Annotated in this window: 17 protein-coding genes; 11 read left to right on the top strand and 6 right to left on the bottom strand. The window is 56.2% G+C overall.

Annotated elements, in window-relative coordinates; translation table 11 throughout:
• Nucleotides 1-307 precede the first annotated feature (307 nt).
• The 6 genes from ACWHRL_RS17885 to ACWHRL_RS17910 all read left to right on the top strand — a co-directional run bounded on the left by ACWHRL_RS17885 (nt 308) and on the right by ACWHRL_RS17910 (nt 10,516).
• Nucleotides 308-2,722, top strand: coding sequence for a type I restriction-modification system subunit M (locus tag ACWHRL_RS17885; protein ID WP_447894717.1), 2,415 nt, complete (start codon nt 308-310; stop codon nt 2,720-2,722).
• Nucleotides 2,719-3,771 carry a PDDEXK nuclease domain-containing protein gene (locus ACWHRL_RS17890; RefSeq protein ID WP_447894718.1) on the top strand — a complete coding sequence of 351 codons (1,053 nt, stop codon included), beginning with the start codon at nt 2,719-2,721 and terminating at the stop codon, nt 3,769-3,771. The genes ACWHRL_RS17885 and ACWHRL_RS17890 overlap by 4 nt, the downstream gene beginning before the upstream one ends.
• Nucleotides 3,764-5,089 carry a restriction endonuclease subunit S gene (locus ACWHRL_RS17895; RefSeq protein WP_447894719.1) on the top strand — a complete coding sequence of 442 codons (1,326 nt, stop codon included), beginning with the start codon at nt 3,764-3,766 and terminating at the stop codon, nt 5,087-5,089. Before ACWHRL_RS17890 ends, ACWHRL_RS17895 begins: the two co-directional genes overlap by 8 nt.
• The gene (locus tag ACWHRL_RS17900; RefSeq protein WP_447894720.1) at nt 5,079-6,551 is read left to right on the top strand and encodes an ATP-binding protein; all 1,473 of its coding nucleotides are present in this window, start codon (nt 5,079-5,081) and stop codon (nt 6,549-6,551) included. The genes ACWHRL_RS17895 and ACWHRL_RS17900 overlap by 11 nt, the downstream gene beginning before the upstream one ends.
• A gap of 145 nt (nt 6,552-6,696) precedes the next feature.
• A complete protein-coding gene (locus tag ACWHRL_RS17905; protein ID WP_447894721.1) occupies nt 6,697-9,786 on the top strand; it encodes a type I restriction endonuclease subunit R in 3,090 nt (1,029 codons plus the stop codon).
• Nucleotides 9,787-9,802: 16 nt separating this feature from the next.
• Complete coding sequence (locus ACWHRL_RS17910; protein WP_447894722.1) at nt 9,803-10,516, top strand: M48 family metallopeptidase; 714 nt, start codon at nt 9,803-9,805, stop codon at nt 10,514-10,516.
• 144 nt (nt 10,517-10,660) lie between these two features.
• On the opposite strand, the gene ACWHRL_RS17915 is transcribed toward ACWHRL_RS17910, so the two are convergent.
• The gene (locus ACWHRL_RS17915) at nt 10,661-11,407 is read right to left on the bottom strand and encodes a glutathione S-transferase family protein (RefSeq protein ID WP_447894723.1); all 747 of its coding nucleotides are present in this window, start codon (nt 11,405-11,407) and stop codon (nt 10,661-10,663) included.
• Nucleotides 11,408-11,500: 93 nt separating this feature from the next.
• Entirely contained in the window at nt 11,501-12,379 is an 879-nt protein-coding gene (locus ACWHRL_RS17920; RefSeq protein WP_447894724.1) for a YicC/YloC family endoribonuclease, read from the bottom strand.
• Between the two features lie 124 nt (nt 12,380-12,503).
• Here ACWHRL_RS17920 and rph point away from each other — a divergent pair, with 124 nt between their 5' ends.
• Nucleotides 12,504-13,241: a ribonuclease PH gene (gene rph / locus ACWHRL_RS17925; RefSeq protein WP_447894725.1), complete on the top strand. Its 738-nt coding sequence runs from the start codon at nt 12,504-12,506 to the stop codon at nt 13,239-13,241.
• Between the two features lie 104 nt (nt 13,242-13,345).
• On the opposite strand, the gene ACWHRL_RS17930 is transcribed toward rph, so the two are convergent.
• Nucleotides 13,346-14,113: an exodeoxyribonuclease III gene (locus tag ACWHRL_RS17930; protein ID WP_447894726.1), complete on the bottom strand. Its 768-nt coding sequence runs from the start codon at nt 14,111-14,113 to the stop codon at nt 13,346-13,348.
• A 136-nt stretch (nt 14,114-14,249) separates the two neighbouring features.
• Here ACWHRL_RS17930 and pyrE point away from each other — a divergent pair, with 136 nt between their 5' ends.
• Entirely contained in the window at nt 14,250-14,927 is a 678-nt protein-coding gene (gene pyrE, locus ACWHRL_RS17935) for an orotate phosphoribosyltransferase (protein WP_447894727.1), read from the top strand.
• Here the strand turns inward: pyrE and ACWHRL_RS17940 are convergent.
• On the bottom strand, nt 14,922-15,386 hold the full coding sequence (locus ACWHRL_RS17940) for a tRNA (cytidine(34)-2'-O)-methyltransferase (protein WP_447894729.1): 465 nt from the start codon (nt 15,384-15,386) through the stop codon (nt 14,922-14,924). The genes pyrE and ACWHRL_RS17940 overlap by 6 nt on opposite strands.
• 229 nt (nt 15,387-15,615) lie before the next feature.
• Between ACWHRL_RS17940 and rep the strand changes: the two genes are divergently transcribed.
• A complete protein-coding gene (gene rep, locus ACWHRL_RS17945; protein ID WP_447894730.1) occupies nt 15,616-17,682 on the top strand; it encodes a DNA helicase Rep in 2,067 nt (688 codons plus the stop codon).
• Between the two features lie 57 nt (nt 17,683-17,739).
• Here rep and ACWHRL_RS17950 read toward each other — a convergent pair whose 3' ends face one another.
• Both ACWHRL_RS17950 and ACWHRL_RS17955 read right to left on the bottom strand, forming a co-directional pair.
• A complete protein-coding gene (locus ACWHRL_RS17950) occupies nt 17,740-18,336 on the bottom strand; it encodes a c-type cytochrome (RefSeq protein WP_447894731.1) in 597 nt (198 codons plus the stop codon).
• A 383-nt stretch (nt 18,337-18,719) separates the two neighbouring features.
• Nucleotides 18,720-19,646 carry a GNAT family N-acetyltransferase gene (locus tag ACWHRL_RS17955; protein ID WP_447894732.1) on the bottom strand — a complete coding sequence of 309 codons (927 nt, stop codon included), beginning with the start codon at nt 19,644-19,646 and terminating at the stop codon, nt 18,720-18,722.
• A 71-nt stretch (nt 19,647-19,717) separates the two neighbouring features.
• On the opposite strand from ACWHRL_RS17955, the gene ACWHRL_RS17960 reads away from it, so the two are divergent.
• Nucleotides 19,718-20,395: a response regulator transcription factor gene (locus tag ACWHRL_RS17960; protein WP_447530433.1), complete on the top strand. Its 678-nt coding sequence runs from the start codon at nt 19,718-19,720 to the stop codon at nt 20,393-20,395.
• Complete coding sequence (locus tag ACWHRL_RS17965) at nt 20,392-21,786, top strand: ATP-binding protein (protein WP_447894733.1); 1,395 nt, start codon at nt 20,392-20,394, stop codon at nt 21,784-21,786. The genes ACWHRL_RS17960 and ACWHRL_RS17965 overlap by 4 nt, the downstream gene beginning before the upstream one ends.
• The last annotated feature ends 118 nt before the right edge of the window (nt 21,787-21,904 follow it).

A 21,904-nucleotide genomic window follows, 5' to 3' on the forward strand; every position in this document is an offset into this window, starting at 1 on the left:
GCACACACCTGATGGTGATCCGCGTTACGCTTCAGGCCGGTACTACAGCCGCCCACGAAGGGCACCGTTAGGGTGAGCATGAGGAAGCCTCATTGACCTTATAAAATTAAGAGCTAACGAGAAAATCGGCTTCACACTCAAGCGTATCGCTCGTCCAAAAGTTATAATCAGCTCCAATTTTCAAAGCGCCAGTAGATGCTGACGCACCCAGTTAGTTTTGTGTGCTGTTTGATTGCAAAGTACAGGATATTTTCCAGCGTGTGGCTGTTAGTTCAGCGCAGTCATGCCCGTAATGTAAGGATCCCAAATGGCTATCAAGAAGAACGAGCTTTACTCATCCCTTTGGGCAAGCTGCGATGAACTGCGCGGCGGTATGGATGCCAGCCAGTACAAGGATTATGTGCTGACCCTGCTGTTTATGAAGTACGTTTCAGATAAGTACAAAGGCGACCCCTACGGCATGATTGTGGTGCCACAAGGAGCCAGCTTTGACGATATGGTCGCATTAAAAGGCGATAAAGAAATTGGCGACCGCATCAACATAATCATCAGCGCCTTGGCCGAGCAGAACGAACTAAAAGGCGTGATTGATGTGGCCGACTTCAATGATGAAGACCGGTTGGGCAAAGGCAAAGAGATGGTGGATCGTCTCACCAAGCTGATCGGCATCTTTGAAGGGCTAAACCTGTCCGCCAACCGCGCCGACGGCGATGACCTGTTGGGTGATGCCTACGAGTATTTAATGCGCCACTTCGCCACCGAGTCCGGCAAGTCCAAAGGCCAGTTCTATACGCCGTCGGAAGTCTCGCGCATTCTGGCAAAAGTGATCGGCATAAGCGCCACTACCCCGCAGGACGCCACGGTGTACGATCCAACCTGCGGTTCGGGTTCCCTACTGCTTAAAGTCAGTGATGAGGCGCCGCGTGGGCTGTCGATTTTCGGCCAGGAAATGGACAACGCGACAAGCGCCCTTGCGCGTATGAACATGATTTTGCACAACACTGCCACTGCCAAAATCTGGCAAGACAACACCCTGAGCGCGCCTCAGTGGAAGGACACCAACGGCCAGTTGAAAACCTTCGATTTTGCCGTGGCCAACCCGCCGTTTTCCAACAAAAACTGGACAAGTGGCCTCAATCCCAATGAAGACGAATTTGGCCGCTTTACCTGGGGCATACCGCCAGAAAAGAACGGCGACTACACCTTTCTACTGCACATACTGAAAAGCCTGAAAAGCACCGGCAAAGGCGCGGTCATTCTGCCCCACGGCGTGCTGTTTCGGGGCAATGCCGAAGCCCGTATTCGTGAAAACCTCATCAAGCAGGGCTATATCAAAGGCATTATCGGCCTGCCCGCCAACCTGTTTTACGGCACCGGTATACCGGCCTGTATTATTTTGATTGATAAAGAGAACAGCCACGCGCGCAGCGGTATCTTTATGATCGATGCCAGCAAAGGCTTTATGAAGGAAGGCAATAAAAACCGCCTGCGCAGCCAGGACATTCACAAAGTGGTGGATGTCTTCAACAAACAGCTCGCCCTGCCACGCTACAGCCGCATGGTGCCGTTAGCTGAAATCGCCGCTCACGACTACAACCTCAACATTCCGCGCTACATCGATTCAAGCGAGCCCGAAGACCTGCACGACCTCAGCGCTCACTTACAAGGCGGTATCCCCACGCGTGATGTGAATGCACTAAACGACTACTGGCAGGTGTTTCCCGCCATGCGCGCCACGCTGTTTGCCGATGCCCGCCCCGGCTACTGCCGCTCGCTTGTGGCCGCCACCGAAGTAAAAAGCAGCATACTCAACCACCCAGAATTTACCGCGTTTGCCCGCCAAAGCCTGCAGCCGTTTTCACGCTGGCGTGAGCGGGCAGCCCTGAAGCAATTAAGCATGGGCGACAGACCCAAGGAGCTGATTCACACCATCAGCGAAGACCTGCTGGAAAGCTACACCGGACAACCCCTGCTAAGTAAATACGACATCTACCAGATCCTGATGGACTACTGGGCAGAAGAAATGCAGGACGATGTCTATGTGCTGGTACAAGATGGCTGGGCAGCCGGTCGCGTTATGCGCGAACTGGTGGCCAAGAAGGGCGAGAAGCTAAAAGAAACGCCGGATCTCATCATCAATAAAACCAAATACAAGGCCGAGCTTATTCCCCCCGCGCTGATGGTTGCGCGTTATTTTGCGGACGAACAGGCCCACATTGATTCGCTGCAAACCGCCGTAGACACCGCCACACAAGCGCTGGAAAGCTATATCGAGGAGAACAGCGGGGAAGATGGCTTGCTCAATGATGCGCTGAACGAGAAAGACAAGGTCACTAAAGCCACAGTTACAGCGCGCCTAAAGCTTGCCATTGATGCCGATGAAAAGGCAGCGCTCAAGCAGGCTAAACAGTGCTTTGATGCCGAGGCCAATGCTAAAAAAGCACTCAAAGAGGCCCAGGAAGCGCTGGATATCGCCGTGTTCAAGCACTATCCCACACTCAGCGAAGCCGAAATCCAAACGCTGATCGTCGAAGATAAATGGCTCGCCACCCTGCAAAGCCAGATTGAAGCAGAGATCGAGCGCGTGACTCAGCAGCTCGCCAACCGCGTTAAGCAACTGGAAGAGCGCTATGCCGAGCCGCTCCCCACCATCACCCAGTCGGTCGAGCAGTTAAGTGACAAGGTAGCGCAGCATTTACGCGCCATGGGGCTAAGCCTATGACGGAACAGAACCCTGCAGCCTGGAACAGCCTGGTTAGCGCGATTGCCCAGCAGATAGAGCAAGCACGCGGGCAGGTGCGCCAAGCCGTGAATACCGCCATGGTACAAAGCTACTGGGAAATAGGCCGCCTGATTGTCGAGCATGAACAGCAAGGCAGCACCCGTGCCGAGTACGGTAAACAACAGCTCCAGCAGCTTTCGCATCAGCTCACCGAACGGCTGGGTAAAGGCTTTGATGTTCGCAACCTACGCAATATGCGCCAGTTTTATCAAAGCTTTCCAAAACGGAACGCAGTGCGTACCGAATTGGGCTGGACGCACTACCGCACGTTGCTACGGGTGGAAAACGCCCAAGCCCGGGACTGGTATTTGCAAGAGGCCATCAATCAAAGCTGGAGCGCCAGAGCCCTGGAACGCCAGATAAGCACTCTCTATTACGAGCGCCTGCTGGCCAGCCAAGACAAATCCCTGGTAGAAGCCGAAGCTCAAAAAAACACCCAGCCGTTGGCGGAAACCGCCAAAGACTACCTGCGCGATCCTTACATACTGGACTTTCTAAACCTGCAGGATAAAACCTACCAGGAAAGCCAGTTGGAACAGGCCATTATCAGCAACCTTCAGCAGTTTCTGCTGGAACTGGGCAGAGGTTTTGCCTTTGTAGAGCGCCAGCAGCGCATTCGCTTTGACGATGAAGATTTCTACATCGACTTGGTGTTTTACAACTTCAAACTGAAGTGCTTTTTACTGGTGGATCTAAAACTCGGCAAGCTCAAGCATCAGGATATCGGCCAGATGGATACCTACGTGCGCCTGTACGATGAGCAGCGTAAAGGTAGCGACGACAACCCCACCATCGGCCTGGTGCTATGCAGCGAAAAAAGCGAGGCGGTAGTGAAGTACTCGGTGCTCGCAGAGCAAAAGCAGCTGTTTGCCGCAAAATACCTGCCCTATTTACCCTCTGAGGATGAACTCAAACGCGAGCTGGAGCGCGAGCGCGCGCGCGCGCAGGTAGTGGAACAACTCCAGCAACAGGAGCCAAGCAATGAGTGAACAGGTCGGGGAAATGAGTGCAACGTATCTGGTTGAAGCAACCCAAGATGCCATGCCGGTGGGATATAAGCAGACGGAAGCAGGGGTTATCCCGGAAGATTGGATGGCTTGCGAGCTTGGGCAAGCAATCACTTTCCAGCGTGGTTTTGATTTACCTCAACGCCTTCGAGAAGCAGGTAATATTCCTATTATCTCTTCTTCTGGTGCCAGTGGCTTCCACAATACAGCAGCAGTAAAAGCGCCAAGTATAGTTACTGGAAGATACGGCACTATAGGTAATATTTTTTACTTACAGGAAGACTTCTGGCCACTGAATACGACTCTTTATGTTCGAGAGTTCAAGAAGCTACTGCCAGAATACGCACTTTATATACTGAAAACTGTAGATTTTGCCTCTCACAGTGGCAAAAGCGGTGTTCCAGGGGTCAACCGTAACGATTTGCACCAAGAAAAAATTGCTGTGCCTCCAATCGAAGAACAAACCGCCATCACCAATGCTCTCTCCGATGTCGATGCACTCATAAGCGAGCTGGAAAAGCTGATCGCCAAAAAACAAGCCATCAAAACCGCCACCATGCAGCAACTGCTGACAGGTCGTACACGCCTGCCGCAGTTTGCGTTACATGAAGACGGCACGCCAAAGGGCTATAAGCAAAGTGAGCTGGGAGAGATACCGGAAGATTGGGATGCTATCGCCTTAACTGAATTTACAATTAAAGTTGGTAGCGGAAAAACCCCATCGGGAGGGTCGACCGTATATGTTGATTCGGGGAGACCATTTATAAGAAGCCAGAACGTGGGATGGGGATCTCTTGATTTAACAGATGTTGCGTTTATTACAGAGGATATTCACAGGACATTTCTTGGTTCAGAGCTTGAAACGGATGATGTGTTATTAAATATCACAGGTGCATCAATTGGTAGGTGTTCGAAAGCCGATGCGCGAATCGCAGGTGGCAATGTAAACCAACATGTCTGCATTATTAGAGTTAATAAACACCAAATTAACCCTTTAATTCTTGTAGAGCTTATCAATTCAGATTTTGGACAAAATCAAATAGACAGCTATCAGGCCGGAGGAAATAGAGAGGGGCTTAATTTTTCACAAGTACGGAGCCTGCAATTTTCAATTAGCTCCAATCAACAAGAACAAACCGCCATCGCTACCATTCTCTCCAATATGGATGAAGAAATTCAGTCACTCGAACAGCGCCTTGGCAAAACCCGCCAAATTAAGCAAGGTATGATGCAAGAGCTGCTCACGGGCAGAACCCGCTTGGTTAAGCCTTTATCAGAAGGAGAGAACCATGCCAGTTGATATGACAGTAGTGCAACTACGTTCTTTATTAAAGGAGCTTTGCTCTCTCCCAAATGAAACCGAATGGGTAGAATTTAAACACAATGCCGACGAGGTCAAAATAGGTGAATACATTTCCGCCTTGGCTAATTCCGCAGCCTTGCTAGGCAAGGAAAACTCATATTTAATTTATGGAATCAATGATAAAACACATGAAATTATTGGCACATCCTTTAAACCTTCCGTTAAGAAATATAAACAGCAAGAGCTTGAAAGCTGGTTGTTACAAAAAATTTCTCCAAAAATACATTTTCGCTTTTATGAGTTCTTAGCTGGTAAATTAGACAACTTACCGATAGTAATCGTCGAGATTCAACCTGCTGCACATAACCCTGTCCAATTTGATGGTATTGAATATATTCGCATAGGGTCATATAAGAAAAAACTAAAAGAATTTCCTGAAAAAGAACGGGCTCTATGGCGTGCGTTTGATAAAACACCTTTTGAGCTTCAGTACGCTGCTTCGAATGTTAGCTCAGAGCAGGTGCTGAAACTACTGGATTATCCAGAATATTTTGATTTAACGGGTTTGCCTTTGCCTGATAATCGATCAGGCATTCTAGAAACGCTAAAGTCAGATAAAATGATCCAAGAAGCCCAAGGCGATTTTTGGCATATAACTAACTTAGGCGCTATTTTATTTGCCAAAAAGTTGCAAAACTTCCACCACCTTGGACGTAAAGCTGTACGTTTAATTCAATACAAGGGAAATAGCCGTATTGAGACAGTTCGTGAACTCGAAGGAAGTAAAGGTTACGCGGTTGGCTTTGAAGGATTAATAGATTATTTAAAAACACTTTTACCATCTAATGAAGAAATAGTTAAAGCGTTCCGAAAAGAAGTGCCAATGTATCCTGAACTAGCTATTCGCGAGTTAGTGGCCAATGCTGTTATTCATCAGGATTTTTCAATTACTGGCACTGGGCCAATGATCGAAATATTTGAATCCCGCATGGAAATTACTAATCCCGGCATACCACTTGTTGACGTTCATCGATTCCTTGACTCACCACCACAAAGTCGTAATGAAGCATTGGCTTCTTTCATGCGGCGAATTAAAATTTGTGAAGAGCGTGGTACTGGCATTGATAAAGTTGTTTCCCAAACGGAATTGTACCAATTGCCAGCGCCAGTATTTGAAGTGACCGACAAGCACACCCGCAGCATCCTTTTTAGTTATAAGACATTTGCTGAGATGGATAAAGAAGAACGTATCCATGCCTGCTACCTGCACTCCTGCTTGCGCCATGTTAATCGCGAGACTACCAATAATGGCTCTTTGCGCGAACGGTTTGGAATTGAGCAAAAAAATCAGGCCCAAGTTAGCCGAGTATTAAAAGATACGGTAAACGCGGATCTAATACGCCCTTACGACCCAGGAGCAGGCACCAAGGCAATGCGCTATGTGCCTTGGTGGGCATAATTTGCTTGATCATTGCTTGATTTCCAAGCAAAACAAGAGCTTTATCCAGCAAGATATATTTTTAATTTATTGAAAAATATAGAATATATTTGCTTGATCGTTGCTTGACTGGCAAGCGTTTTGAATAAATAAAGGGAACAGGGTTATGAGCAACGTCGGCCAGCGTGAGCGTGCCACCCAACAGCGTATCGTTAATTTTTTTCAGTCTGAGTTGGGCTATCGCTACCTAGGCGATAAGCATGATCAAGACAATAAGAATATTGATGTGGCGCAGCTCAGCACCTGGCTAAGGCAGCGTGGCACCAGTGAGATGCTGATTACGCGGGCCATGCGTCAACTGGAGATCGCCGCAGCGTTGGGGGAAGGCAAGAAGCTCTATTACGCCAATAAAGAGGTTTACCGGCTACTGCGCTATGGCGTTAAGGGCAAGGAAGGCGCGGGCGAACAAAACCAGACCGTTTGGCTGATTGATTGGGAATACCCGGAAGCCAACGACTTTGCCATTGCGGAAGAAGTCTCCATCAAGGGTGAAAACAAAAAGCGCCCGGACATTGTGCTGTATGTAAATGGCATTGCGTTGGGCGTGATTGAGCTTAAGCGCTCTTCGGTTTCGGTTGCGGAAGGTATTCGTCAGAACCTGGATAACCAGAAAAAAGCCTTTATCCGTGATTTTTTCAGCACTATTCAATTAGTGATGGCAGGCAACGACACCCAAGGGCTGCGCTACGCCACCATCGAAACCCCGGAAAAGTATTACCTGGAGTGGAAAGAAGACACCGCCAACCCGTTTGATTACACGCTGGATTTTCACCTGAGCCGCCTTTGCAACAAGGCGCGCTTGCTGCAAGTGATCCATGACTTTATCGTTTTTGATGCCGGGGTGAAAAAGACCTGCCGCCATAATCAGTTCTTCGGCGTTGAAGCGTCAAAACAGCATATTGCCCGCCGCGAAGGCGGTATTATTTGGCACACCCAAGGCTCGGGTAAAAGCCTCACCATGGTGTGGCTGGCCAAATGGATTCGCGAACATATTAAAGATAGCCGCGTGTTGATTGTGACCGACCGCACGGAGCTGGACGAGCAAATCGAGAAGGTGTTTACCGGCGTGGATGAGGATATTTACCGCACGACAAGCGGTTCTGATCTTATCGCCACCCTCGACCAACCGAACCCTTGGCTGGTGTGTTCGCTGGTACACAAGTTTGGCCACCACTCTGAGTCGCAAAGCGATGCGGCCACCGATGCGTTTATCGAAGAATTAAAGCAGTCATTGCCGCAAAGTTTCCGTGCCAAGGGCGACCTGTTCGTGTTTGTGGACGAGTGCCACCGCACCCAAACCGGCAAGCTCCACGAAGCCATGAAAGTACTTTTGCCGGAAGCGATGTTTATCGGCTTTACCGGCACGCCGTTAATGAAGAAGGATAAGAAGAAGTCCATCGAGGTCTTTGGTGCCTATATTCACACCTACAAGTTTGATGAGGCGGTGGCCGATGGCGTTGTGCTGGACTTACGCTACGAGGCGCGTGATATCGACCAGACCATTACCTCACAGAAAAAGGTGGATGAATGGTTTGAGGCCAAAACGCGCGGCTTATCCAATATTGCTAAAACGCAGCTCAAACAAAAGTGGGGCACCCTGCAAAAGGTGCTCTCCAGCAAGTCGCGCTTGCAGCAGATCGTTAACGATATCTTGCTGGATATGGACACCAAACCCCGGCTGATGGACGGTCGCGGCAACGCCATGCTGGTGTGCGCCAGTGTCTATCAGGCCTGTAAAGCGTTTGAAATGTTCAATCAGTCAGATCTAGCAGGCAAAGTCGCCATCGTCACCAGCTTTCAGCCTACGGCGGCGAGTATTAAAGGCGAAACAACGGGTGAAGGCCTGACCGAAAAACTCTTTAAATACGATACTTATCGCAAGATGTTAGCGGACTACTTCGAGCTGCCCGAGGATAAAGCGGCCAGCCAGGTAGAAGCGTTTGAGAAAGAGGTGAAAAAGCGTTTCGTCGATGAACCAGGCCAGATGCGCCTGCTGATTGTGGTCGATAAACTGCTGACAGGGTTTGACGCCCCCTCGGCCACCTATCTCTACATTGATAAGCACATGGCCGACCACAACCTGTTCCAAGCCATTTGCCGCGTGAACCGGCTGGACGGGGATGATAAAGAGTACGGCTACGTTATCGACTATAAAGACCTGTTCCGCTCCTTGGATAAAGCGATTACTGATTACACCCAGGAGGCGTTTGACGGCTACGACAAAGAAGATGTCGCAGGCTTGCTCAAAGATCGTTTAGAGCAGGCCAGAGAGGATCTCGATAACGCGTTGGAAATGGTACGCGCCCTGTGCGAACCAGTGAAAGCCCCCCGCCATACCCAAGACTATACCCACTACTTCTGCGGTGAGTCTGGAAGCAATCAAGAGGAGCTAACGGAAAAAGAGGCGCTACGTTTAACTCTCTACCAGTACGTCGCTAAGTTACTACGCGCGTTTGCCAATATCGCCAATGAAATGCCGGATGCGGGTTACTCCAGTGCTGAGATTGACGCGGTACGCCAGGAAGTTACGCATTTTGAAAGTGTACGCGATGAAGTGAAGCTAGCGAGCGGTGATCTCGTTGAGATGAAGCGCTATGAACCAGCCATGCGCCACCTGCTGGATATGTATATCCGTGCAGACGACAGCGAAGTGCTGATGGATTTTGAAGAGCTGGGATTGATTGAACTGATCGTCGAGAAAGGCGAGGATGCCGTAAAAGCACTGCCGGAAAATATTCGCAATAATACCGAGGCCATGGCGGAAACCATCGAAAACAACGTACGTAAAACGATTGTTGATGAAAATCCGGTCAACCCCAGGTATTACGAGCAGATGTCGGTATTGCTGGATGAACTCATCAAACAGCGCAGACAACAGGCCATAACCTATAAGGAATACCTGCAGCGCATTCGTGATTTATCCAGACAGGTCATCCGCCCTGAGCAAAGTACCGCGGATTATCCAGCCACCATCAACTCGGGTGCTAAGCGTGCGCTTTACGATAACTTCGGCAAAGACGAGCAGCTTGCCACGAAAATCGATGAAGCGATTCGCCACACCAAAAAAGCAGATTGGGTGGGCGATCGCTTTAAAGAACGCGAAATTGCCAATGCCGTACGCCAGGAAACCGCCGGTTACGAGGTAGATATCCAAAGCGTACTGGAACTCGCCAAAGCCCAGAAAGATTATTTATGAGTCGAGACGCAACCTGATGGCCAACATCGAGATTGGCACGATAACCATGCAGCTCAATCGTAAACCGATCAAGCATCTACACATTAGCGTACTGCCGCCGGACGGCCGTGTGCGAGTGTCTGCGCCTACCGCCATGTCAGACACGTCGATACGTATGGCGGTCATCAGCCGCATCCCGTGGATCAAACAGCAGCAGCGTGACTTTGCTAAGCAACCACGCCAGTCCGAACGTGAAATGGTCAGCGGTGAAAGCCATTACCTTTGGGGCAAGTCACATCGTCTCAACCTTGTTGAGCGAAGCGGCAAGCATGACATCCAAGTCAGTCGACGCAAGCTCAACTTGCAGGTAAATCCAAACACCTCGCTCGATAATAAACATCGGGTATTAATCGAGTTTTACCGGGCAGAAATCAAATCCCGCATCCCCGAGTTGCTCACCTACTGGCAGGAGCAGATGGGGGTTGAAGCGTCTGGCTGGGGCGTCAAAAAGATGAAAACCAAATGGGGCAGCTGTAACACCGACGCAAAACGCATCTGGCTAAACCTGGAGCTGGCCAAAAAGCCCCCCGAGTGCCTTGAGTACATTTTGGTACATGAGCTAGTGCACTTATTGGAACGCCATCACAACGAGCGCTTTATGGCCTATATGGACAAATATTTACCCGATTGGCGTGAACGCAGAAACCTGCTTAATAGCATGCCATTGGCACATAACCATTGGCTTTACTGATATTTATTTAAAGCGCTACAAAAAGCGAAAGCCCCGATGCACTCACCGAGGTTTAGACGCCGACCGAGTGCTCCCAGTCCATTTATCACGATAGTGCAGACGTGAAGGAATTAAATCAACGCCCATAGGGGGTTGGCTCAACTTTTAATCAAACGCCTCCAGCGCCAGATACTCGCCGTTTTGCTCACGGATCTCGCGCCCTTGTTCGTCGATCTCTTCGCAAACGGCCTTGAAGTGCGCGCGCTCGGCCAGGGCGTTCAGCCACGCTTGCACGTGGGTGTAGCCGCCGAACGAGTAGCCCGTCGCCTTGATCTGATAGAGCTCGCAGCTAATGGCCAGGTCGGCCAGGGTGGGGTGCTCGCCGCCCAGCAACGTGGGCGGGTGGCCGGCCTTCGCGTGTCGCGCAAGCTGCGCCTCCAGCACGCCAAGCCCCGGCGCCAGGCCATCCTGCAGCGGTTTCAGCTGGGTGGCCTGAATCTCGCGTTTGAGCATGAGCAGCGTCAGGTGCAGGTTCATGATGGAGTGGAACATGTCGAAGCGACGCACGCCGGTGTGCATCCAGGCAAGCCACTGGTCGATCCGCGCGGAAACGACCGGATCCTCGTCACCAGGGTACCAGCGCGTGGCGGCCGATCGATCGTTTGCCGTACGGCAGAGGTATTTCATGATCGCCTGGCTTTCGCCGAGGGAGAACGTGTCACCTGCCGATGAGGTCGCCTGCAGGGCGGGGACGGTTTCGAAGGGGTTGATCTCGGCAAACCACGGCGCATGGGTTTCACCCCCTGCGAAGTCGATCTCGTTGAAGTCGTACTCGAGGCCCAGCTCGCGGGCTAGAATTTCGACAGCCCGCGAAGGCTGGGAGAGACGATGGGCGTAGAGGGTTATGGGCATGGGCAAAGCTCGTGTCTGCTAAACGGTATAGAGACAGCGTAGTGCACGGGGCGGCCATTGCGAAAACCCGACGCTTTGGGTCAAAAACGTCGATCACTCAATATTCTGAATCTGCTCCCGCATCTGCTCGATCAATACCTTCAGCTCCACCGCGCAGCGGGTGGTGTCGGCGACCACGGATTTCGACGAGAGCGTGTTGGCTTCGCGGTTGAGCTCCTGCATCAGAAAATCCAGCCGGCGCCCCTGGGGGCCGGGCTCAACCAGCTGGCGGCGTACCTCATCCACGTGGGCCTCCAGCCGGTCGAGCTCTTCGTCCACGTCGGCCTTTTGGGCGACCATGACAAGCTCCGCTTCCAGGCGTTGGGGGTCGAGCTCGGTGCGGGCGATTTCCAGGCGTTCGAGCAGCAATGCGCGCTGGCGCTCTAGAATCTGCGGGAGAAAACCGCGCACCAGGCCCACCTGCTCGCTGACCGCATCGAGGCGGCTTTCGATCATCGCGCTGAGCTTTTCGCCTTCGCGGGCGCGGGCGTCAATCAGCTCGTCCAGGGCCTGCTCAAAAAGGGCGTGGGCGGCGGTCTTGATGGCCTCCTGGTCGAGGTGCTGGGTCTCCATCACGCCGGGGTGGTTCAAAAGCGCCAGCGTCGTCGGCGCCGCGGCGCCGGGTACCTGGGCCTGAATGGTCGCGAGCACGTCGGCGATCTCTTTTAGCCGCGCCTGGTTGACCGTGGGCGCCTGGACGTCATCGGCGCTTTCAAAGCGCAGGGTGCACTCTATCTTGCCCCGGGCCAGACGCTGCCTGAGCGTTTCGCGAAGCGTGGGCTCGAGCTCGCGTAGCGCCTCCGGCAGGCGAAAATGCGGGTCCAGGTAGCGCTGGTTCACGGAGCGAATTTCGATCTGCAGCGTGCCGAAAGCGCTTGCCTGCTCGGTCCGGGCAAAAGCGGTCATACTGTGTACGCAGCGAGTGTTACCCATTGATCAGATCCTTTGAAAGCGCATTTTCTTCAGTCTACCCGATAGGGGCGGGTTTAACCGTCAGGACGTGTACAATAGACGGCTTTTCCGAGTGATGCGCTTTTGAGCGCAATTGAGAGGTGCTATGCGTCCCGATGTTGTTCGCCCCAGTGGCCGCGAGGCCGACCAGCTGCGCGATATCCGCCTGACCCGCGACTACACCCGCCACGCCGAAGGCTCGGTGCTAGTCGAGTTTGGCGACACCAAAGTGCTGTGTAACGCAAGCGTGGAGGCGGGCGTGCCGCGCTGGCTGCGTGGCAAGCACCAGGGCTGGGTGACCGCCGAGTACGGCATGCTGCCCCGGGCGACCCACTCGCGCAGTGGCCGCGAAGCCAGCCGCGGCAAACAGGGCGGCCGGACGCTGGAAATCCAGCGCCTGATCGGGCGCAGCCTGCGCGCGGCGGTGAATTTGAAGAAGCTTGGCGAGTTCACGATCACCGTGGATTGCGACGTGATCCAGGCCGATGGCGGCACGCGCACCGCGGCGATCACCGGCGGCTGCGTGGCACTGCTGGACGCGATTCGCTACCTACAGCGCGAGAAAAAGATCAAGGGCGACCCCTTCAAGCAGTTGGTCAGCGCTATTTCGGTAGGTATCTACAAGGGCGTGCCGGTGCTCGATCTCGACTACCCGGAAGACAGCAAGGCGGACACCGACCTGAACGTGGTGATGACCGACACCAACGAGCTGATCGAGGTGCAGGGCACCGCCGAGGCCGAATCGTTCAGCCGCGCCGAACTCAACGCCATGCTGGATTTGGCCGAGAAGGCCGGAGAGGAGCTACGCGAACATCAGCGCGAGGCGCTGGGCATTCGCGGGTAAACCATTACGCCGCTATCGAGACGCAAAAGGCCAGCGCTAAGCTGGCCTTTTGCTGACGACTACTTGAAAGTGACTACCGGCGCGACGCGGGAAGCCGCTTGGCCTTAAAGGGCCAGGTCGTACTCGACGATCAGCGGGGCGTACTCGGAGAAGGTCGCGTCATAGTCGATCCAGGCGTCGACCACGTGGCGGCGAAAGTTCGGGCCGACCAGCTGGTAGTCGATGCGCCAACCTTCCTGGCGGTCCCGGGAGACTTCCTGGTCGAGTTTCGGCCACCAGGTATACTCACCGGCGTCACGATTGATCTCGCGGAAGGTGTCGATGAAGCCGGTCGGGCCGAGCACCTGGTCCATCCAGGCGCGCTCTTCCGGGCGAAAGCCCGAGGTGAGCTGGTTGTCGGACCAGTTGGCCAGATCCACGGTTTTATGGGCGACGTGCCAGGTACCGCAGATGATGTATTCGCGGCGTTTGCGCGACATCTTCGTCAGGTACTCCTGGTACTGCTCCATGAAGGCCTGTTTGGCTTTTTGATCGGAGCCGTCGGGCATCAGGAAGGTAGCGATGCTGAAACGGTCGTAGTCCGCCTGCAAAAAGCGCCCTTCGTGGTCGCACTGGGGAAAGCCCAGCCCGTACATGATGGCTTTGGGAATCTTGCGGCAATATAAACCGACACCGGCGAAGCCATCCTCTTCGGCGTCCAAAAAGTAGCCTTCGAAACCTTCCGGATAGAGGATATGGTCGCCCAGCTCAAAGCTCTTGGCTTTGAGGTTCTGCACGCAGACCACGTCGACATCCTGCTGAGCCAGCCAGTCCAGGAAGCCACGGTCGACGGCATCACGTATACCATTGACATTAATGCTGGCAATTTTCATAAATCGTCCCTTTTGCGTCGCTGCTGTATGATACCCGACGTTTAGACGTTTGGGTAAATAGGCAAGCTTAATCAGACTATTTACCTGATCATTAACGGTTACGTTCACTCACATTTTTGCTTAAGAGACCATCGCCGTGACTGCGACTTTAAAACCCTATCAGCGCGACTTCATTGCCTTCGCTATTGAGCAGGGCGTGCTTAAATTCGGCGAGTTCACGCTTAAGTCCGGGCGCGTCAGCCCCTATTTCTTCAACGCAGGTTTGTTCCAAACCGGCCGCGCCTTGGCCAAGCTGGGCCGCTTCTACGCCCAGGCCATCATGGACAGCGACCTCGAGGCCGACGTGCTTTTCGGCCCGGCCTACAAGGGCATTCCACTGGCCGCCGTCACCGCCGCCGCTTTGGCCGACCACCATGACCAGGACATGCCTTACGCGTTCAACCGCAAGGAGGCCAAGGCCCACGGTGAAGGCGGCAATATCGTCGGCGCGCCGCTTGCCGGCAATATTTTGATCATCGACGACGTGATCACGGCGGGCACCGCCATTCGCGAGGTCATGGCGCTGATCGAGGCCGAAAACGCCCACGCCGCCGGGGTGATCATAGCGCTGGACCGCCAGGAGCGCGGCCAGGGCGCGAAGAGTGCCCTGCAGGAAGTGAGCGACCAGTACGCCATGCCCGTGGTAAGTATCGTCACTCTCGAGCAAGTACTTGAATATCTCGAAGAGCACGAAGGCGGCGAGATGCTCGCCTACGCCGAGGCGGTACGCGCCTACCGCGACCGCTACGGCGTGGTGGCTTCCTGGGCGCTATAGCGCGCCTTCGTAGCCCTGCTGCCGCCAGGCCTCGAAACTCACCACCGCCACGGCGTTGGACAAATTCAGGCTGCGGTTATTGGGCTGCATGGGGATGCGCAGCTTCTGCTCTTCTGCCAGTGCTGCGTGCACCTCGGCCGATAAGCCACCGGTTTCCGAGCCGAACAGCAGCACGTCCCCGGGGGCAAATGCCGCCTCGCTGTGCGCCCTTCCCCCCTTGGTGGTAATGGCCCACATGGTGCGCCCGGCCATGGCCTTTGCAAACGCCGCAAAGTCGGCGTGGCGCGTCACGTTGGCCAGATCCCGATAGTCGAGCCCGGCGCGGCGCAGCTTTTTCTCTTCAAGATCAAAGCCCAATGGCTCGATCAGGTGAAGCCGGCAGCCGTTATTGGCGACCAGGCGCATGATGTTGCCCGTATTGGGCGCCATGCGCGGCTCGAACAACGCTACTTCAAACATGACGAGTACCCTTTGGCCTGCACAACGTCGCTCCGGTGGCACGCCCCCGCCGGGTGACGATTTCGCCCAGCGGTGGCGCGGTATTATACAAACTCTTATAGAACTTTGGTCTAATGTTAGAAAAGATTTTTTTGACTCCATTCGACGTATTTATTCACCGGTTTCGCCTTCGACCCGCCGCCCTGTATGATACGGCCAAAGCGTCCCGCTTTCCTGCCAGGTAGTGTCCATGTCCTCTATTTTAAGCCGCATCAAAGGCCTTAATCCGCGCCAGCAAGAGGCTGTTCGGTATATCGATGGCCCCTGCCTGGTCCTTGCCGGGGCGGGGTCGGGCAAAACCAGCGTGATCACCACCAAGATCGCTTATCTGGTGCAGGAGTGCGGGATGAGCGCCCGGCGGATCGCGGCGGTCACCTTCACCAACAAGGCCGCCCGGGAGATGAAAGAGCGCGTGGGCCAGATGCTCAAGGGCAAGGAGGGCCACGGCCTAACCGTGTCGACCTTTCACACCCTGGGGCTCAACATCATTCGCGGCGAGCTCAAGACCCTGGGCTACAAGCCCGGCTTTTCGCTTTTCGACCCGGAAGACGCCAAGGCGCTTTTGCGCGATCTGATGAACAAGGACGCCCAGGTCGACGCCGAGCAGATCAATTCGGTGCAGGGCAAGATTTCCACTTGGAAGAACGACCTGGTACTGCCCGGTCAGGCGCTCTCCCACGCCGAAGACGAAGACGAGCAGTTCGCCGCGCGCGTCTATGAAGCCTACAACCGCCACCTGAAAGCCTACAACGCGGTGGATTTCGACGATCTGATTCTGCTGCCGGTGGTGCTTTTACAAAACGATGCCGAGGCGCTGGCCCGTTGGCGGCGCAAGATCCACTACATGCTGGTGGACGAGTACCAGGACACCAACGTGTCTCAGTACCTGTTGGTAAAGCTATTGATGGCCGAACGTGCCACCTTCACCGTGGTCGGCGACGATGACCAGTCGATTTACGCCTGGCGCGGGGCGCGGCCGGAAAACCTGGTGACACTGGGCGAGGACTTTCCCCGCTTGAACGTCATCAAGCTCGAGCAAAACTACCGCTCCACCGGGACCATTCTGCGCGCGGCGAACACGCTGATTGCCAACAACCCCCACGTTTACGACAAGACCCTTTGGTCGGACATGGGCGACGGCGCGCCGATCCGCGTGGTGGTCAATCGCCACGAAGAGGCCGAAGCCGAGCGCGTGGCCAGCGAAATGCTCACCCGGCGCATCAAGGAGCGTGCCGAGTGGCGCGACTTCGCGGTGCTCTACCGGGGTAACTTCCAGGCCAGGCTTTTGGAATTGAAGCTTCAGCACTACCAGATTCCCTACAAGCTCTCCGGCGGCACGTCGTTTTTCTCGCGTAACGAGATCAAGGACGCCATGGCCTACCTGCGCCTTTTGATCAACCCGGCTGACGACAACGCTTTTTTGCGCATCGTCAACGTGCCGCGCCGGGAGATCGGCCCGGGCACGCTTGAAAAGCTCGCCAACTACGCCAACGACCAGACCACCGGGCGCAATACCTCACTTTTTAACGCCTGCCGGGAACTGGGCCTCGAGCAGGTGCTGCCGACCAAAGCGGTGGAGCGGCTCGCGCGCTTTACCCACTTTATAGAAGGCGTGCGCAAACGCATGGACCAGGGCGACGCCATCGCTGCCATTCGCGATATGCTGCGCGATATGGACTACGAAGCCTGGCTTTATCAAAACGCCAGCGCGCCGACCATCGCCGAGCGGCGCATGGCCAACGTGTGGATTCTGATCGACCAGCTCGAAAAGTCGCTCAACCGCGACCCGGAAGAGGACGACGATTCCACCGCCACAGAAACCGACGGCGTCGAAGCCGCCATTTCGCGGCTGGTGCTGCGCGATATTCTCGAGCAGCAGGCCGAGGAGGACGACTCGGACCGCGTACAGCTTTTGACCATGCACGCCTCCAAAGGCCTCGAGTTCCCTCACGTCTACCTGATGGGGTTGGAAGAGGACTTGCTGCCTCACCGCAACGCCATCGAGGTCGGCACGGTGGAAGAGGAGCGCCGTTTGGCTTACGTGGGCATCACCCGCGCGCGGCGTACGCTGACGATGACGCTAGCTCGCCAGCGTAAGGCCTACGGCGAGCTGATGGACTGCCAGCCCAGCCGCTTTTTGGACGAGCTGCCCGCGGAGGATCTCGACTGGGAAGGCCACGCCGATAAAGAGGACCCGGTTAAAAAGCAGGCGCGTGGCAAGGATGCCATCGCCGGGCTGCGCTCGCTGCTCGACTAGCGGTTTGGGTTATCCACAGCGCCTTCGTTCGATGCGGCTGTGGATAAACGAAGTGAGCTAGCGAGAACGCTCGACCATGAAGTCGACCATCGCCTTGAGCTCGTCGTCGGAAGCGGTACTCGCGCCGCGGGGTGGCATCACCCCTTTACCGGCAATCACGCTTTGATAGAGCACGTCGGGGTCTTTATCCAGGCGCTCGCCCCAGGCGTTGGAATCGCCAAGCGCCGGGGCACCGGCAATGCCGGTGGCATGGCAGGAGGCGCACCGGGCGCGGGCGTAAAGCGCTTCACCATCGAGTTGGCGGTGGGAAGCGCCCTCTTCGTCGTCAGCGGGGTCGGGGGCTGAGGGCTCGGTTGGCGCTTCGCCTCGTTGCTGCGGCGCCGGCTCCTCCATCACGGGCTCGACCAGATAGAAGGTCGCCGCGCGCATTTCGTCGTCGGAAAGATTGGGGTTGCCCCCGCGCGGTGGCATCGCGCCGACCCCGTCGATTGCGTGGCGCAACAGTACCTCGAAGCCCTGGGGCAGGCGGGGCGCCCAGGCCTCGCTATCACCGCGAATCGGCGCACTGGCCACCCCGGTTTGGTGGCACGCCATACAAAGCCGGTCGTAGACCGCCTCGCCTTGCGCTCTCAACGCGTCGTTATCAGCCCACACAAAACTTGAGACAACGCTTAATAAAGCCCCTGCCACGCGCTTGAAATTCACTCCGGACCCCCTATAAAACGCGACCGTTAACGTCAAACGCTGGCATCGCGCCCCTTGGTGCGTAGAAGGCGTGATACCAGCGCGTGTAGCGATCCAATCGTAAAGCATCGGCAGAGCGGCGCCTGCCTGGGGCCGCGGGATCAGAAAATGAGGTTAAAGACACCGGTCAGCGTCAAAAGCCCGACAAGAAAAATGAATACGATGATGCCCAGGATAATTTTCATTGCGATTCCTCCATGAGTAGACGGGTATTCCTTAATGGAACGCGCTCAGTATAGAGTAAAAACTCGCACCATGACGACCTTGTCAGACCCGCTCTTCAGCCCCTTGCGTCAGCCGGTTCGACCCTCGGGGTCTTGTCGGCGCCATGCGTAGAGCTGCTGGGTGCTATCGCCGCGGAAACCGGCCCGTGTGTAGGCCTGCCAGGCGGGCGTATTGTGCGCATCGACCGTTAGCGTGAGCGTGTGGGCGCCGCCTTGGTGGGCCAGCGCCTGCGCCTGCTCGACAAGCGCCTGGCCCAGCCCCTTGCCGCGCCAGGCCGGAACGATCCCCATCAGTTGCAGCGCCCAGCTCGACGACGTTTGCGGGGCCAGCAGCAAAACGCCGACGGTCTCGCCCTTGTAGATGGCCTGGTACCAATGGCGCGGCGCCGCCGGCGCCTGGGCGTAAAATCCGGCTAATAAGGTCTCCATGGACAGTGCCTCGAGCAGCGCCGGGCAGTCCAGCGACGCTTCGCTAATGGCGCGCAACAGCGCGAGCTGACGCGCCCGGGTCAGCCCGCCAAAGGGCGCCATGAGAAGAGGCGACGAGGCGGTGTCCGTCGCCGCGCAGGGCGCCCGCAAATGCGCCACCCGGGCGATGCGCTCCATCCCGCTCGCCGCCAGCATCGCCGCCCAGTCGCTTTGCCCACTGCTTAGCATGACGTGGCAAAGATCGAAGCCCTGGCGGCTTACCCACCGATGGACACCGGCGAGTAACGCCTCGGCGGCGCTATTTTGCCGGGCGGGTAGCCAAAGCTGGGCGGTGGCGTCGGCCAGCGGCTCTACCCAAAGGGTGGCCTCGATGCGCTCTGCGCGCGTGATGATCCAAAAGCCGTCCCAATTGAGCGGCGGGCCGGCCTGGGCGCGCTCCAAAGAGGCTTTCAGAGCCGCCTGCTGTGCCGGATCGTAAAACGCGGCCAAGTGGCTTAGCGCCTCCAACCGTCGATGGGCAGGACAAGGGCCAAGGTAGGAGTGGTCGAAAGCCTCGTGACATGGCATGTTAGATTTTCCGACGCGTTGCGATAGCCCCTGAACGAGCCCGCTGTGAATGAAAGGAGTCATCCGCCCCTATGCGTATACTGCTGGTCGAAGACGATCCCAGCCTGGCCTCCGGCATTCGCCTGGCCCTGAAGCCCGAGCACTATACCGTGGACCATCTTAGCGAAGGTACCGCGGCGTTGAACGCCTTGAAAAACGAAGTTTTCGACGCCGTCATTCTGGATTTGGGGCTTCCCCGGCTGGACGGCATGGCGGTGCTGGAAGGTGCCCGCCGCCAGGGCGTCCAGGTGCCGGTGCTGGTGCTGACCGCCCGCGACGACGTGGACAGCCGCATTGCCGGGCTCGACGCCGGCGCCGACGACTACCTCACCAAGCCCTTTGAAGTCGAAGAGCTCAAAGCGCGTCTACGCGCGCTGCTGCGGCGAAGTCAAGGCCAGGTGAGTTCGCAGTTGACCTGCCGGGGCATCGTACTCGACCCGGACACGCTCTGCGTGACCTACCAGGGCCAGGAGATTGCGCTCTCGCGTCGCGAGCTGACCCTGTTACAGGAGTTCATGAGCCACCCCGGCCGCGTATTTACCCGGGATACGCTCGCTCAACTGCTTTACGGCTGGGAGGAGGACGTCGAAAGCAACGCCATCGAGGTACACGTGCATCACCTGCGCCGCAAACTGTTCAGCGATGCGGTACGCACGGTGCGCGGCATTGGCTACGTAATGGATAAAGCGGCCTCGGGGTCGGCCTCATGAAGTCGCTTCGCCAGCGCACGCTGGGACTTACGCTACTGGTGTTCGGGCTCAGTATGCTGGTCATCGGGTTCATCAGCTACCGCTACGCCGCCCAGGAGATCGAAGAGCTTTACGACGCCAGCCTGTCGCAAAACGCGCGCCTGTTGGAAGGCCTGCTGCGCGCGCCACTGCCCGAGGCCGACCGGGCGGTGCTGTTGGGCAGCCTGGAAGACGCGCTGCGCACGGCCAACGAGGCCCCCGAGCACACGGCGGGCCACCGCTACGAAAGCCAGCTCGTCTTTCAACTGTGGGAAGCGGATGCACTGCTGCTGCGCTCGGCCAACGCCCCACAGGCTTCGCTGAATCAGCAGCCCTCCGGCTATTCGTCGCTAGAGCTTGGCGATGCCGAGTGGCGAATTTACGTACTGGACGTGCCCAACACCGCCCGCCAGGTAGTGGTCGGCGAGCGCGAAGACATGCGCGACGAGCTGATTACCACGGTGGCGCTGCGTACCTTGTTGCCGGATCTTTTGGGCCTGCCGCTATTAACGGTGCTTTTATGGTGGTCGATCGGCTGGGGGTTGGCGCCGCTTTCGCGCATGGCCGAACAGATCAGAAGCCGTGACCCCAATAATTTGAAGCCGCTGCCGCGCGAGCCGCTGCCGTTTGAACTCGATACCATCGCCGGCGCCCTCAACCGGCTGCTCGAACGGGTCAGCCGCCTGCGCGTGCGCGAGAAGCGCTTTATCGCCGACGCCGCTCACGAGCTTCGCACCCCGCTTGCCGTGCTCGACCTTCACGCCCAGAACGCCCTGGCCGCCGATAACGCCCACGACCGCGAAGCGTCGCTGACGCGGCTGCGCGACGGCGTGGCCCGCTCTACCCGCCTGGTCAGCCAACTGCTCACATTGGCGCGGCTAGACCCGGACACCGACGCCCACCCGGCCTCGAGGCAGGTCGACGTGGCCATCGAAGCACGCGAAACCCTGGCAAAGCTCTCCCCCCTGGCGGCGAAAGGCGGCCAGCAGCTGCTGCTCGACGCCGACGACCGGGCCCCGTGGCAAATGAACGAGGAGCCCGGCGCGATCGAGACGCTGATCCAAAACCTGGTAGGTAACGCGCTTCAACACGCCCCACAGCAGAGCACCATTACCGTAACCCTCAGCGCCACCGTCGATACGGTCACGATCACCGTCGACGACCAGGGCCCGGGGATCGTGGAAAGCGAGCGGCTGCGCGCGATGGAGCGCTTTCAGCGCGCGGGCCCGGGTGCCGGTGCGGGCCTGGGGCTTTCGATCGTCGAGCGTTTGGTCAAACGCCACGCCGGGCAATTAAGCCTGGAAGACGCCCCCCAGGGCGGGCTTCGCGTGCGCGCCGTGCTGGCCAAAGGCGGCAATGCCGAGCCACCATAGCCGTTGGTTATCATGTTGATTAAACAATAATTGGACACCCTTAAGGTTGTGGTAAGGATTCCGTGTAAATCTGAATGCATAAAGCAGGCGTAACCGCCTGCGCACCCTGACAGATCAC

The sequence above is a fragment of the Vreelandella sp. GE22 genome (assembly GCF_968212445.1).